The following is a 14779-nucleotide window of genomic DNA, read 5'->3' as shown; positions in this document are numbered from 1 at the left end:
AACTGAATGGATTAAAATTATAGAGATGCCTTTCATTACCGATACCCAAAAAAGTGAAACATCAAGAAAAGAGGTATGACCACAATAAGGAAGGCGGTAACAAATACTGATAACGAATTGATAATTAAATAAATAAAAGAATAAATAATCATTAATCAACATCATTATTTACTTAACTCTGTTAAGGTTTTCTTTTGCACACCTCAATTAAAATGTTTATTATGTTAATTCCTCAAATGAAAAGAAAAATTGGCTCATTCTGTTAAAGAAAAAACCAACAAAAAATAAACATTTTTTAAATGATACACTTAACGACAATGACAATGTAATATGAGTCTTTCAAAACCGCTTCTCGACTCCACTGTTTTAATCCACTTTCTCTTTTATATACCTATCATCTCTTTCTTGTTTCTGCTGTCGATGAATGGAATGCTTCTTTGGTGGAAGGTATAAAACAGTCAACCTTTGCCCCATTTTTAATCCTTGTGAACCAAATTCTCTCCACATATTGAGCCACTCTTTAAACGTGACAACCAGAGGATTAACACTTTGTACAGGCTGAGTGATCCCGTAACAAACGGGCTCTTTTTCTGGTTCAAAAGTACCAAAAAGTCGATCCCAAATAATCAATACTCCAGCATAATTTTTATCAATATATTGAGGATTACTTCCATGGTGAACTCGATGATGGGAAGGCGTATTGAATATCCATTCTAGCCAACCTAATGAACGGATCATTTGAGTATGAACAAAAAACTGCAATCCTAAATTCAGCAATACTGACAAAATCACCCATTTAGGATCGAAGCCAATCAGCACCAAAGGAAGCCAGAAAACCCACATCCCTGTTAACGGATAAAGCAAACTTTGCCGAAACGCTGTACTAAAATTCATGATTTCCGAGCTATGATGGGCAACATGCGCCGCCCAAAGCCAACGCACTCTGTGACTCGCACGATGAAACCAATAATAACAAAAGTCTTGTGCCACTATTAATACAAAAAAATAATGCCATGTCATCTCAAAGGTAAAAAGACGCCAATCAAAAAAATAAAAATACAACTTAACAATCAAAAGCCCAGCCAATAAATCTGCCAGTTGATGCATCGCTGCTAATGCAAAGTTACAAAGCACTTCAGGTAAGTGATATTGTGCATTTAATATTATCTTTGACTTTTTTTTTACAACATACCATTCAATCATCATAAAAAAGTAAAAAATAGGCGCTAAGATTAATAGTAGTAATTCGGGATATTCAATTAATCCATTGATATTCATATTATCATTTTCCTTATTCATTCCCTTAGCACCTGTTGACCTTTCATTATTAAATGATGCCCAAGATAAACAGTCCCTAATAAAGCTTCCTAAATTATTCAACCCATAAAATTATTTAGACATTACCATTTAGCAAAATGATCTTCTGCCAACCCCATTATATGATTAAGCTGGTGAATTCTGCCATTATTCTCAACTACCGTACCAGAATAATGGCCAACATATTGTCTAAAATTACTTTTTAGAAAGAACAAATTGAGTTTTTCTCGTCTAACATTTTTAGGGATAAAAACTAAATTAACCTGATTATTCGCTGAATAAATACGCCATGACTTTTGTGAGGCTAGATCCCATTTAACGGCCCCCTGACGAATAAAATCAAAATGTACAGGTGGGAGTAAATGACGTTCCCCGTTGATCCAAAAGCAGTTCTCATTTGCTCCAGTTTCATTCACGCCAGCCGCTAAATTTATCCCAAAAACGTCCCCGTTTAAACAAGCATTAATACTCCCCCAACGCCAACTGGTTTCTCTGCGCATGAAGCCTGCCGAAAAATCGTAACTTGCCAGTGCATCATTGAGTGGGATCTTTCTGTTGTCAATAGAGACATCACCTGTCACGTTAAGGCCATTATGTTTTTGTGTATAGGTCCAGCCACTATATCCAGTTGGCGTACACATGACTAAAGGAGAACTCAATACTGAAGAACACAAATTAACCTTCATTGATAACCTTGCTGTTTTCACCTTCAAGTGCCATTGCCCTTCTTCTATCAATAACGTTAACTCCCCCTTATGACTACGAATAAAAGCAGAGCCATTCATAGGTGAACTTGACATTTGATAGCCCACTGAACCTAACTTAAGCCATTGAGTTTCAATAATCTTGTCATTATTGACATCATAAAAATAACAAAAAGCACTGCCTAAATAACGAATATCGGCTATTGCCACTGCAATAATAAATTCGGGGGTAACGACACTGACAAACTGGAACTGTTTAAAATCAAAATGTTTAGACAATTTTGATGCGCACTTATCCATCGATGTTAAATAATAAAAATCCTCAATACCAAAACGTTTGACTGGTCCATCAAAATACCCAAAAGCCACCTCTCCAGTGTGATTAATTAATGTATCAGGCGTATTCTTTGCCCCTAAAACAGGCACAGAAGGTATTATTTGAGATAATGGCATCCACTTTTATTCCTTGTGTCATATTCGTTCAACATTTTATTTGAAGATATGTATAAACTTTACTCAACAACTGTACGTTAAATATCGTTACTACACAATCACATCCCCTAACTTGAGTTCACCCAAAATGACTCTGCAGTACGCTGGTATCAATAACCATTTCTGTTATCCTTAAGCAAATCTTTGATAGAGAGCATTCACACGATGAAAATAAAGTATTTCTGTTTACTATTTATTCTAATAAACTTAACGGCTTGTTCTAGCTATTCACCACGTTATATTGCATTAAACCCACAAGTGCCTGCTATCGAAATACAAACTGCACAGCACAATGTCATATCCATCAATACAAGAGACAAGCGCTCATCGCCTTATGTCGTTAATTTTATCGATGATGGAAAAATTACTCGCCAAGTAACAACCAGTGAGTCACTCGTTAACCAAATGGATGACGTATTACAGGCAGGCTTAAAAGAAGCTGGATATCAGATCACTTCAACTTCATTTCCAACAGTGACATTCAATATTGAAAAATTACAAACCAATGTTGATGACGGTATATTTGGATTTACCGCCAATACTGAAATAATTATTAATGCTATTGTCAAAAAACAACGAAATATTATTTCCAACGGTGCAACGCAAACAGAAACGAATACCCTTAATAAACGCTTTCGTATTAAAGCTATGTTGAAAAAACCACTAGCACCTGATTTTGCAACACTTGAACTTGAGATTAATCAACAGCTTGCATTGATCACAAAAGAAATCATGACCGATGCTGAATTCAATCAATTCATTCAAGGGTAGAGTCAATATCATGAAAACGTTTAAATACTCCCTTATTTACTTATTATTTTTTGTTAGTCAATTCGCCTTTGCAACCGATATCCAGCCGAATACGCTATTTCCAAAAGTTAAACTCACAACCAATATGGGAACTATTTTAATTGAATTAGATAGAAGCAGAGCGCCCATCACAGTGGATAACTTTCTTACATACGTAGTGGATGGACATTATGACAATACACTTTTCCATCGCATTATACCCGGATTTGTTATTCAAGGAGGAGGCTTAGATTTACAAAAAATTGAAAAACCAACAATGCCACCCATTGTCAATGAATCAGGAAATGGACTATCAAATGCAATGGGCACCATTGCAATGGCAAGAGACAATGAACCTCATTCCGCCACGAGTCAATTTTACTTTAATATTGCCGATAATGAACAACTAGACCCTTCTCCTCGCCGCTGGGGATATGCTGTTTTTGGTGAAATCATTCAAGGAGGAGAAGTACTACAACATATGTCATCAGTTGCAACACAAGTCGATAAAACATTAAACTGGCCTGATTTCCCTATTGAAAGCGTAATATTAATAAAAGCAGAGTTATTGCCTAAATAAGGCTAACTCATCAAGTTAACCTTATTGAATCAGATTAACAACAAAAAAGTGATTCGTGTCACAAAAATGTCATTTTTGATTGTTTTTATTTCAAGCCACTCAGTTTACTTCTATACTCAAATTGCACAGCAAGAAAAGGAGGCAACTCAATGACACCTAATGAGTTCATTGATGATAAAGCACCCCAGCTGGCAATGTATGGAAAAGCATTTTTAGGTGAACAATTAGAATTCAGCGAAATTCAATTATATTTATGGGACACCTTAGAAGAATGGCAAATGTACAACCATCAAGGGGATGCACAAACCGATATAGAAAAAGTGTTCTGGCACCTGCTTCACGCTTTTGATCGATGGCCTGATTGGATGATCCGTGGTAATCATTTTTTAAGGCAACAAATCGACGATTGTTGTGATTATTTAAGTCTTGGTGGCAATATTCCGCAAGGCTGTATAGGGATCAGACCCTAGTTTTATATCAATTCACCCACGCAAAAGCCTAGAACACTTCATTCTAGGCTTTTTAATTTATTGATAATCAACTACTTAAAAACCTAAACAGACAAATCAATATTCTTGGTCTCTTTTGAAAAAATAATAAACATAAGGTGAATAAAAGCAACAGCAGAAATATACCAGAAGGCCGAGAAAAATGTGCCTGTCACTTTCACTAATTGCGTCACAACAATAGGAGTGGTTCCCCCTAACAATAAGAGTGCAATATTATAGCCTATCGCGCCGCCTGTACACCTCACCTCAAAAGGAAACATTTCCGCTAATGCCACAGGTAATACTGCAGAAACAGGTGCTAGCAATATTCCATAAATCACTAATGCCATGATAAAAAAGTGATACTCCCCTGTATTAATAAGTAACATCATTGGATAACCTAATAAACAAAAACCAAGCGCGCCTCCCCCCATCACCCAACGTCGACCAATTTTATCGGATAATAACCCCATAATCGGGATTAAAATAACCGTGATCATTAAACAAGAAGTGATTGCTAAACTTTCTTGTTTTTGTGATAGACCAAGCGTATGTTGGGCAAATTTTGGTACATAACCTAATAAAAAATAATTAGTTACCGCCATCATTAATGCATACCCAAAAGCAATGAACATTTGCCGCGGATACTGAACAATAGCCGTTTTAAAAGGATGAGAATTCAACTTATTTTCTTTTTTCTTTTGTAAAAATACAGGCGACTCTTCAGTAAAAGATAATACGACGACAACAATAATCCCCAGAGATGCAAAAAATAGAAATGATAATCGCCAACCCCAGCTGCTCATTTGTTCAGTTGTCAACCATAGACTTAATAAATAAAACGAATAAATACCCAACAAAAAGCCGACAAAAATACCAACCATAACACATGAGGTCACTAAGCCTTTTCGATTTTCCGGTGCTGACTCAATGAGTAGTGATCCCGAGTTCGTCGGCTCTGCACTGATGGACATAGTCTGTAATATACGTAATACCGTTAACAATAAAGGCGAAAAAAAACCAATAGAATCATAAGATGGTAACAAGCCAATCAATGCTGTGATCACAGAGGAAATAATCACTGTAGCCATTAATGTATTTTTTCTTCCATGTTTATCTGCATACACTCCCGCAATCGCAGAGCCAATAGGACGAAATAAAAAGCCTAAAGCAAATACAATAAAATACAAAATATATGCATTGGCACTCGATGTAAAAGGAAAGAAAACCTTTGATAAAACTAAAGAAAAATATGCATATAAAGCAAAGTCAGCCCAAGCAACTGTATTTCCTAAAATAATGGCAAATGACAATTTTTTATCTACTTTATGTTTTAATGCCATATTCTTCCTATCAAACACCTCTTATTTTTCATACCTTGAAGTGTAGCTTATTACAAAATACATAAAAGCACTCAGCAATATGATCAGATTGCCCTTGAACCTGAGTCCTCTCCCGCTTAAGCTAGCCTTATCTAATTTTAAGTAGTGATTTTATGACTATTCCCAGCACTCGATTACAACGTATCCAACAAGCCTTTTCTATTTACCGCCATAAACGTGTTCTTGTGTTACTCTTTTTGGGATTTTCATCAGGCCTTCCCCTTATGTTGGTCTTTTCAACGCTGTCATTTTGGCTCAGAGAAGCAGGCGTTGACCGCAGTGCAATAGGTTATTTTAGCTGGATCGCACTCACTTATGGCTTTAAATGGGTTTGGTCCCCGCTCGTTGATAGACTTTCCTTGCCCATTTTGACACGCTTATTAGGTCGAAGGCGTGCGTGGATGTTATTTGCCCAAAGCTTAGTGATTTTAGCCATTGTGGCTATGAGTCAGAGTGACCCGCTTGCAAACTTACAAAACTTAGCTCTATTTGCTTTTTTGATCGCATTTTCTTCTGCCACTCAAGATATTGTGATTGATGCTTTTCGCATTGAATCCGCACCACAAAAAATGCAGGCTGCACTTGCCGCAGCGTATCAAGTCGGTTATCGCTGTGCCATGATAATCTCTACCGCAGGGGCTCTCACCATAGCAGCATGGGTTGAACCTGACAGTCAATTGTATAACTTACATGCTTGGCAAACCGCTTATCTTGTTATGGCAGGCTTTATGCTGGTGGGCGTATTTACCACACTTTTTTGCCGTGAACCTGTTGTTGAGACCAGTAGTACTGATGCACAAGAAGCACAATTAAAAAAGACATTGTCGTCACACTACCCAGAAAAAATAGCGGGTATTTTATCTTGGTTATATACCGCAGCAGCCTTACCTTTTATCGACTTTTTCAAACGTTATGGCCGCAGCGCTATTCTCATTTTATTACTGGTCTCTTGCTACCGAATATCTGATATTGTCATGGGAATAATGGCAAATGTCTTTTACGTTGATATGGGGTTTTCTAAAACAGAAATTGCGACCATTACCAAAGTCTATGGGCTCATCATGACCTTAGTTGGTGCGGGATTCGGCGGCCTTTTGATTGCCCGGTATGGTACGATGAAAATTCTATTTTTAGGCGCTCTATTGGCTTCTGTTACCAATGTTTTATTTGCCTATCAAGCCATGGTCGGTTATGACGTCACGTTACTCACAGGGATTATTTCAGTAGATAATTTCTGCTCAGGTATCGCCACTTCAGCCTTCATTGCTTATTTATCTAGTTTAACAAGCAGTGGATTCAGTGCGACTCAATATGCTTTACTATCATCCATTATGCTGTTATTCCCAAAATTTATTGCTGGATTCTCCGGTGTGTATATTGATCATTTTGACTATATTAGTTTCTTCATTTCCACCAGTGCAATTGGTCTCCCCGTGTTAGGGCTTATTTATCTAGTCAACAAATATGCACCTCATCCTGAATAAACAGGGTTATGGACTCTCGAAAGCATCAAAGCCCTCAGTGAATGAGGGCTCAAAATAATGAACACTAATCTCTAAAATTATTGAATTGAAAAGGTTGTCCTAAGTCGGACTCTCTCGCCAATGCCATCACAGCTTGAAGATCGTCACGCTTTTTACCTGTCACTCTGACAGAATCCCCTTGAATTGATGATTGTACTTTAAGCTTGCTGTCTTTAATTAATTTCACCAACTTTTTAGCAATGAGAGTTTCAATTCCTTGCTTGAAATTCACTTTTAAAGAAAATGTTTTTCCACTATGAACAGCTTTATCATCAACGTCCATAGCCGCAGGGTCAACATTTCTTTTACTTAACTGCATACGTAAAATATCAACCAGCTGCTGGCATTGGAAATCATCCTCAGCTGATAACGTCACCACGTGATCTTTATATTCAATACTGGCTTCTTTGCCACGAAAATCAAAACGATTACTGAGTTCTCGCCGCGAATTATCCACCGCATTACGTAATTCGACGTCATCAACTTCAGAGACGATATCCATAGAAGGCATAATGTATTTGTCCTATTACTCAAAAAGGTCTAGTCTACCCATGGAATCGATAAAGTTGAAGCTACCTACGAATAAAATAACTGGGTAGATGACTTTTAACTGTAATTTAGCCTATGATGAAGCCAAACAACATGATGTCTTCGATTGTGATTAGAAAACCGTTAATATTTAAAATTGCACTATTTATCAGTTTAATACTAATCAGTTATTTAGTCTTTTCACGTCCCAATTATAGTCCATCTTGGATCCCACATTTCGATAAACTCGCTCATGCCTTTAGTTTTTTTATATTAACATTACTGACTTATTATGCTTTTAAACCTAAATATTATCTTATCATGGCCTTTTTAATCAGCTATGCCATCATAATAGAAGTCGTGCAATCAGCACTTCCCTATCGAACTGCTTCCTTGGGCGATCTCATCGCAGATTTTGTTGGTATATCCAGCTTTTATATACTTCTTTTGGCACATAAACTCAGAAATCACTTAAAGAGAAAATAAGTTTTTCAAGAGTACATTTGAAGTATAATGGGCAAGGATTTCCCTATAGAACTGCGTAGAGCTCTTAATATGAATCATATCGGAATATTAGGTGCCGGAGCCATTGGCCAACTCCTCCATCTTCAATTAAGCCAACCTAAAACACATACTGACTCACTTCACTTAATTGATCGGCACAATACACGGAGTCAACACATAGCCCACACAACAAATAACGGTATTAAAGCTGAATACGAGGCCCATTTTGTCAGTGCACAAAATCCATCTGAAAAGCTAAGCAATATTCAACTGTTAATAGTCTGTGTCAAAGCCTATCAAGTCACTAACGCATTATTGCCATTACTCGATAAACTTCAGCCCCAATGTCATATTTTATTATTCCATAATGGAATGGGACCCCATCTCATTATTGAGAAAATATTGCAAGACTCCTACCCCACCTTAGGTTTAAGTTTAGGCACAACATCCCAAGGGGCCCTTAAACATGATAAATGGCATATAGAACAGACGGGTAGAGGGCTCACTCAATTTGGCCACTATTATGGTCCAAAAATGAGTACTAAGTTAAAACAAAAATTGTTAGATAGCCTTGATAATATTCAATTCTGCGATCCCATTCTCCCCATGTTATGGCAAAAACTCGCCGTCAATGCCACAATCAATCCACTCACGGCGATTGAACAGTGTAAGAATGGACAACTAATAGCCGATCAATATTACTCAACAATAGACAAGCTCACAGACGAAGTCATTTTAGTCGCAAAACATGATGGTATTCAATTAGAAAAAGCGCCTCTACTTAAGCGTATTTTTGATGTCATTTCTCTCACTAAAAATAATTATTCTTCTATGTATCAAGATATTAAGCATCATAGAAAAAGTGAGATTGACAATATTAACGGTTATCTTATTCAACAAGCAGAAAAGTATCAAATAGCCGTTCCAGAAAATAGATATCTCTACCGTCGAATTAAGCAAATTGAATCAATAAATAACGATTGAACTTGAATGTTTTAAAAACTCCTCTAAATACCGCTATTTTGCCCCTATTTGTGTTGGACTTTATCCTAGGGGCTATGAGATGGAAAAATCACCTTTAATGTCGATAAAAATACCGATATTTCACAAAACATACGTTATGGATTGTTCCTGCCGAAGTCTCATTATTCCTTCAACAAATTGTCTAGCCTAAACCTCTTCTCATTCCAGCGAAATATGCCATTTTATATTAAGTTAGTTATATTGCTTGAACAAGCCAACATGACCCGTTCGTATATTGAGACACTTTATCCAAACTCTTTTCAAGTCGGTTCAATGTGACAGTAAGATAGGCCACACTCCTTTTCGTGACTAATGGCCAAAAATAAAGTGAGCCACACCTGAAAAATATCATTCTATACCTTTGAACCGACGCAATTTTTTCAAGTAATAAAAAATAAATCTCACCAGCACACTAGTGTTCTGACACTATGATCACTTGATTATTTGAATGAGGTTTCTCAACAACCATATAATCTCGCGTACTCTCTTTATATACGTAATAAGTGCCTTCAAACATAAAATAAGGCGTCACGCCAATCACAATCTTTTTATACCCCACTGGTAATCTCTGAATTCGAGCGCCATAAGGACTCGCAACAACTTGGTATTGACCGCGTATCGAGCGATAGTAAAAACCATCATAGAAATAATAATTGCTCTTCTTCACTACAATGCGAGTCGACCCCTTGGGCATATGTTTCCTTTTATAACCCACTTTGTGTTTAGGCTCTTTAACGATAACAACCACTTTATCATTTCTTTTATTTCCATGCTTTTCACCATGACCATGGGGTTCACTCAAACTTAATGGACTGAAAAAAATTGAAGGTATTATTAACAACATACTGTATCGACTAAAAAATTTCATAACGACCTCAAAAGGGTTAACCCTAAAAATAAAAGATTGTATCTCGAAAAAAGGTAAATAAGTGCCAACAATAATAAAATCAACGTAAAGCAAAGCTAACACCCTATAAAAAATAATTTTTATAATATTTCCTCACTGAGCAATTTGAATTTATATCTAACTCAAAAATGAATATCAAATTTAATCTAAATTCATTCAACAAAGGGAAAGAAATGTAACTAAACTTTATAAATACAAATAATAAGGAATACTTATGGCAAGAGAGCAATGGAATACAAGAACGGGGTTCATACTCGCAGCAGTGGGTTCTGCCATTGGTTTAGGGAATATATGGCGCTTTCCGTATATTACCTATGAAAATGGTGGGGGCGCTTTTTTTATCCCCTATTTGTTCGCCATGCTTTCCGCTGGGATCCCTTTTATGATCATGGAGTTTGGTTTAGGACATAAATTACGCAAAGCCGCTCCTGGGGTATTTGAACAACTTGGCATAAGCCTTAATACCCGTTTACAGTGGCTCGGTTGGTTTCAAGTCATGATTGCCGCTGTTATTGGCATTTATTATGTCGCAATAATAGGTTGGTCTATTTCTTTTTTAGGTCTATCTTTCACTCAAAATTGGGGAAGTGACACTAATGAATTCTTTTTTACACAATTCTTACAACTAGGGGAACATTCCCCCTCACAGCTAGGTGACTTATTACTGCATATTGCAATTCCGATGCTCATTGCATGGAGTATTACTTTTTTTGCCGTTTATACTGGCGTTAAAGGGGGGATAGAAAAAGCGAATAAACTCTTAATGCCACTATTACTCATTATGGTGCTATTTCTTATTTCTCAAACCGCCTTTCTTCCTGGTGCACAAGATGGATTAAACTATCTCTTTCAACCTGATTTTAATCAATTATTTAGCGGTAAGGTTTGGTCAGCAGCATACGGTCAAATATTTTTCACTTTAAGTGTCGGATTTGCCATTATGTTTGCTTACTCTAGTTACTTACCGACAAAATCTGATATCAACAATAATGCAATGATAACGGTATTTATCAATTGTGGCTTTTCTATTCTTGCTGGTATTCTTATTTTTAGCGTCTTAGGCCATATGGCCAATGAACAAGCTCAACCCATCACCAATGTTATCTCATCAGGTGTCGGCCTCGCTTTTGTCACAATCCCCGAAGCCATTACTCACTTACCCATTCCTTATATTTTAGGACCGTTATTTTTTTTTACTTTAGTGGTTGCTGGGCTCAGCTCTCATATTTCCATTATGGAAGCCGTCATTTCTGCGATAATAGATAAATCCTCCTACCCAAGAAAAAAGGTCGCCACACTCATATGTGGACTGGGTTTTGCCCTTTCTTTATTATTTGCAACAAATGGGGGAATATTATTACTCGATTTAGTCGATTACTTTATCAATAATATTGCGCTACTCTTCAGCTGCCTAGTCGAAGTTATTCTTATTGCTTGGTTTATCAAAGCATCAAGTATCAGGCATTACGCTAATCAACTTTCAGATTTTTCCGTCGGAAGATGGATGGAGCTTTGCTTACGCTATATTAGCCCAGCTTTATTGTTAATCATCCTAATAAGAAATTTATTTAATACTTTAACCCAAGGGTATGGAGAATATGATTTAAGCGAGCAACTTTTTCTGGGATGGGGACTCATCATTGTAATGTTGATTATTGCTATCATCATTAATATTTGCTCCAAACCTTTTAATCAATCTTCCTCTATCAAAAATGAGAAAAAGTAATGACAACTTCAGCAATTATTATGATGTGTATTGGTTTAGCCCTGACTTGGGGAGGAGCTGCAGTTTGTATCGCCATCGCCATCCACAAACAAGAAAAGTAAGTTTGGCAAGGATAAAAAGCCGCTAATGGTACTAGGGCCTGTTGTTCTTTGGCGATCATTTCTGCAGCAGTTTGTCGTTTCTTTATACGAGGCAGAGCTTATGTGATATCGTTATTCTCGGCTTGGGTTCCAAACGTCGCTCTATCTCCTCCATCCCTGGCGTCGTCGGCTTGGGTTCCAAACGTCGCTCTACCTTCTCCATCCTTGGCGTCGTCGGCTTGGGTTCCAAACGTCGCTCTGCCCCCCATTCATGGGGTCGTCCATCAATAAGTAATAACACCGTAGATAAGGAGGGACAATCACTGTCCTCATTCTTTTATAAAGTAGGGTTCATTAAACGTATTTTACTCTTTGTTGAGAGCCTCTCTGTTTAAAGAAAGGGCTTAGAATGACTAGGCATCACACCTCTCGCCGCGATTAAAACACGTTTATCTGAACACAATTTGATCACTAAAGATCAACAGATCCTAGCGGCCTTATTGCTTTTCATCAACGCAACCTATTCAAGGTGATAATATTTATTTACTGGTATCAATAGGCGCAAACGATTTAACCAAATCGTCAACCGCTTTCATTTGCGTTAAGTAATTTTCTAATTGATGCAGAGGCAAAGCACAAGGGCCATCACATTTCGCTTGATCAGGGTTTGGATGGGCCTCAATAAATAACCCCGCTAAACCTAAAGCCATACCACTTCGAGCCAGTTCGGTCGCTTGAGCACGTCGGCCTCCAGCTGAGTCAGCTCGCCCACCTGGACGTTGCAGAGCATGCGTTGCATCAAAAATAACCGGATAGCCTGATTGCTTCATCTCATCCATGCCCAGCATGTCAACCACTAAGTTATTATAACCAAAACTGCTTCCACGCTCACATAGAATAATCTCATCATTACCCGCTTCATTAAACTTGGTAATAATATGACGCATTTCATGAGGTGCTAAAAATTGTGGCTTTTTCACATTAATAATCGCACCCGTTTTTGCCATCGCGACCACTAAATCTGTTTGACGAGCTAAAAAAGCAGGTAACTGAATAATATCAACGACTTCAGCAACAGGTGCGCACTGGTGCACTTCATGCACATCCGTAATGATGGGTAAATTAAAAGTGGATTTAATTTCTTCAAAAATCTTCAGTCCTGCTTCCATGCCTGGCCCACGGTAAGAGTTCACTGAAGAGCGATTTGCCTTATCAAATGAAGCCTTAAATACATAAGGGATCCCTAATTTTTGTGTTACTTCCGCATAGGTCTCAGCAATACTCATGGCTAAGTCGCGGGATTCAAGCACATTCATACCACCAAATAAAACAAATGGCTTATTATTGGCAATTTCAATTTCACCTAGTTTTATCACTTTATCACTCATCATTATATCTCTTCAAAAAGCCATTCATTATTGGGGAAATCATCATACAAGTTCCCCATGGATAAAAATAATGTTTCTCTATATTCTATTTTATGACACAGCAATTAGCTGTAAAATTTGTCCGCAAAGCCAAGCCATATAAGTCCCTAAAGCATAACCCAATACAGCCAATAGCACACCAACTGGGGCTAGAGCCGGATGAAATGCTGCAGCAACAACAGGCGCAGATGCCGCTCCTCCCACATTCGCTTGGCTACCCACTGCCATATAAAATAATGGTGCTTTAATCAACTTAGCCACCAACAACATGAAAGTCGCATGCACTAACATCCATATAATACCAATAGCAAAATACCAAAGATTGGCTTCATCGGCTAGCTTAGACACATCCATATGCAAGCCTATGGTTGCCACTAAAATATATAAAAAAGCAGAAGCCACTTTTGATGCCCCTGCCGCTTCAATATGTCTCACCGGACTAAAAGAAAGAGCAAGTCCTACACTCGTTACAAGGACAATCAACCAAAAGAATTTAGACGTTAAGCTATAGGCTTGTGTCCAAGGATAATTCGCCTCAAAGTAAGGCCCGAGGAAATCAGCAGCAAAATGTGCCAGCCCTGTCACACCAAAACCAATCGCCACAATCAGCATCAAATCTCGCAAACTGGGAATACGAGCATGTTCAGCATGATATTGCTCAACCTTTGACTTCAATACGTCAATAGCTGAAGTATCCGCTCCTGTTCTTGCATCAATTTCTTTTGCTTTAGAAGCCATAAATAACAATACAGCCATCCATATATTGGCCACAATAACATCAACCGTCACCATGACTGAAAAAATATTGCCACCCGCACCATAAATTTCTTTCATTGCTGCTTGATTGGCGCCGCCACCTATCCAACTTCCTGCTAATGTGGTCATGCCTCGCCAAACAGCATCTGGGCCATGGCCTCCTAATACCTCTGGGTTAAGAGAAGAAATGATCAATAATGCAATGGGGCCACCGATAACAATACCCACAGTTCCTGTCAAAAACATAATTAATGCTTTAGGACCCAAAGATAAAATGGCTTTTAAGTCGACACTTAAAATCAACAATACTAAACAAGCAGGTAATAAATAACGTGATGCGACAAAATAAAGTTTAGAGGTATCACCATCCACAATACCAAAAGTATTTAGCAGTGAAGGTAAAAAATAACACAATAACAAAGCAGGGATGAAGCGATAAAACTTTTTCCAAAATGGATGGGAACTGGTACTGGTATAAAAAATCCCCCCTAGAATCGTCGTTAACATACCTAACGCAATCGCGTCGTTAGTCACTAAAGCTGTTTCATTCATA

The 14779-nt window shown here is 37.7% G+C and carries 15 protein-coding genes; 8 read left to right on the top strand and 7 right to left on the bottom strand.

Annotated elements, in window-relative coordinates:
* Positions 1 to 366 precede the first annotated feature (366 nt).
* Both Q0976_RS08295 and Q0976_RS08290 read right to left on the bottom strand, forming a co-directional pair.
* Positions 367 to 1278, bottom strand: a complete 912-nt coding sequence (locus tag Q0976_RS08295) for a sterol desaturase family protein (protein WP_299493151.1) — start codon at positions 1276 to 1278, stop codon at positions 367 to 369.
* A gap of 122 nt (positions 1279 to 1400) precedes the next feature.
* Positions 1401 to 2474, bottom strand: coding sequence for a DUF2804 domain-containing protein (locus Q0976_RS08290; RefSeq protein ID WP_299492889.1), 1074 nt, complete (start codon positions 2472 to 2474; stop codon positions 1401 to 1403).
* A 204-nt stretch (positions 2475 to 2678) separates the two neighbouring features.
* On the opposite strand from Q0976_RS08290, the gene Q0976_RS08285 reads away from it, so the two are divergent.
* From Q0976_RS08285 to Q0976_RS08275, 3 genes are all read left to right on the top strand, one after another.
* Positions 2679 to 3284, top strand: a complete 606-nt coding sequence (locus Q0976_RS08285; protein ID WP_299492887.1) for a YajG family lipoprotein — start codon at positions 2679 to 2681, stop codon at positions 3282 to 3284.
* A gap of 10 nt (positions 3285 to 3294) precedes the next feature.
* A complete protein-coding gene (locus tag Q0976_RS08280) occupies positions 3295 to 3882 on the top strand; it encodes a peptidylprolyl isomerase (RefSeq protein ID WP_299492885.1) in 588 nt (195 codons plus the stop codon).
* A gap of 149 nt (positions 3883 to 4031) precedes the next feature.
* Positions 4032 to 4352, top strand: coding sequence for a hypothetical protein (locus Q0976_RS08275; protein WP_299492883.1), 321 nt, complete (start codon positions 4032 to 4034; stop codon positions 4350 to 4352).
* Positions 4353 to 4435: 83 nt separating this feature from the next.
* On the opposite strand, the gene Q0976_RS08270 is transcribed toward Q0976_RS08275, so the two are convergent.
* Positions 4436 to 5713: an MFS transporter gene (locus Q0976_RS08270; protein WP_299492881.1), complete on the bottom strand. Its 1278-nt coding sequence runs from the start codon at positions 5711 to 5713 to the stop codon at positions 4436 to 4438.
* 152 nt (positions 5714 to 5865) lie between these two features.
* On the opposite strand from Q0976_RS08270, the gene Q0976_RS08265 reads away from it, so the two are divergent.
* Positions 5866 to 7236, top strand: coding sequence for an MFS transporter (locus tag Q0976_RS08265; protein ID WP_299492879.1), 1371 nt, complete (start codon positions 5866 to 5868; stop codon positions 7234 to 7236).
* 64 nt (positions 7237 to 7300) lie between these two features.
* On the opposite strand, the gene Q0976_RS08260 is transcribed toward Q0976_RS08265, so the two are convergent.
* A complete protein-coding gene (locus Q0976_RS08260; protein ID WP_299492877.1) occupies positions 7301 to 7786 on the bottom strand; it encodes a YajQ family cyclic di-GMP-binding protein in 486 nt (161 codons plus the stop codon).
* Positions 7787 to 7932: 146 nt separating this feature from the next.
* On the opposite strand from Q0976_RS08260, the gene Q0976_RS08255 reads away from it, so the two are divergent.
* Complete coding sequence (locus tag Q0976_RS08255; RefSeq protein ID WP_299493149.1) at positions 7933 to 8289, top strand: VanZ family protein; 357 nt, start codon at positions 7933 to 7935, stop codon at positions 8287 to 8289.
* 69 nt (positions 8290 to 8358) lie between these two features.
* Positions 8359 to 9291, top strand: a complete 933-nt coding sequence (locus Q0976_RS08250; RefSeq protein WP_299492875.1) for a 2-dehydropantoate 2-reductase — start codon at positions 8359 to 8361, stop codon at positions 9289 to 9291.
* 451 nt (positions 9292 to 9742) lie between these two features.
* Here the strand turns inward: Q0976_RS08250 and Q0976_RS08245 are convergent, their stop codons facing one another.
* Entirely contained in the window at positions 9743 to 10198 is a 456-nt protein-coding gene (locus tag Q0976_RS08245) for a DUF6515 family protein (RefSeq protein ID WP_299492873.1), read from the bottom strand.
* Between the two features lie 253 nt (positions 10199 to 10451).
* Between Q0976_RS08245 and Q0976_RS08240 the strand changes: the two genes are divergently transcribed.
* Complete coding sequence (locus Q0976_RS08240; RefSeq protein ID WP_299492871.1) at positions 10452 to 11963, top strand: sodium-dependent transporter; 1512 nt, start codon at positions 10452 to 10454, stop codon at positions 11961 to 11963.
* Positions 11963 to 12064: a MetS family NSS transporter small subunit gene (locus Q0976_RS08235; RefSeq protein WP_299492869.1), complete on the top strand. Its 102-nt coding sequence runs from the start codon at positions 11963 to 11965 to the stop codon at positions 12062 to 12064. The genes Q0976_RS08240 and Q0976_RS08235 overlap by 1 nt, the downstream gene beginning before the upstream one ends.
* A gap of 518 nt (positions 12065 to 12582) precedes the next feature.
* Here Q0976_RS08235 and kdsA read toward each other — a convergent pair.
* Together kdsA and Q0976_RS08225 are read right to left on the bottom strand one after the other, a co-directional pair.
* A complete protein-coding gene (kdsA, locus tag Q0976_RS08230) occupies positions 12583 to 13431 on the bottom strand; it encodes a 3-deoxy-8-phosphooctulonate synthase (RefSeq protein ID WP_299493147.1) in 849 nt (282 codons plus the stop codon).
* 90 nt (positions 13432 to 13521) lie between these two features.
* A complete protein-coding gene (locus tag Q0976_RS08225; protein ID WP_299492867.1) occupies positions 13522 to 14778 on the bottom strand; it encodes a DUF819 family protein in 1257 nt (418 codons plus the stop codon).
* Position 14779: the final 1 nt, after the last annotated feature.

Source organism: uncultured Shewanella sp., from assembly GCF_947501665.1.
In the GTDB taxonomy this organism is placed as follows: Bacteria; Pseudomonadota; Gammaproteobacteria; order Enterobacterales; family Shewanellaceae; genus Shewanella.
This window is presented reverse-complemented; position numbering and strand designations above follow the sequence as displayed.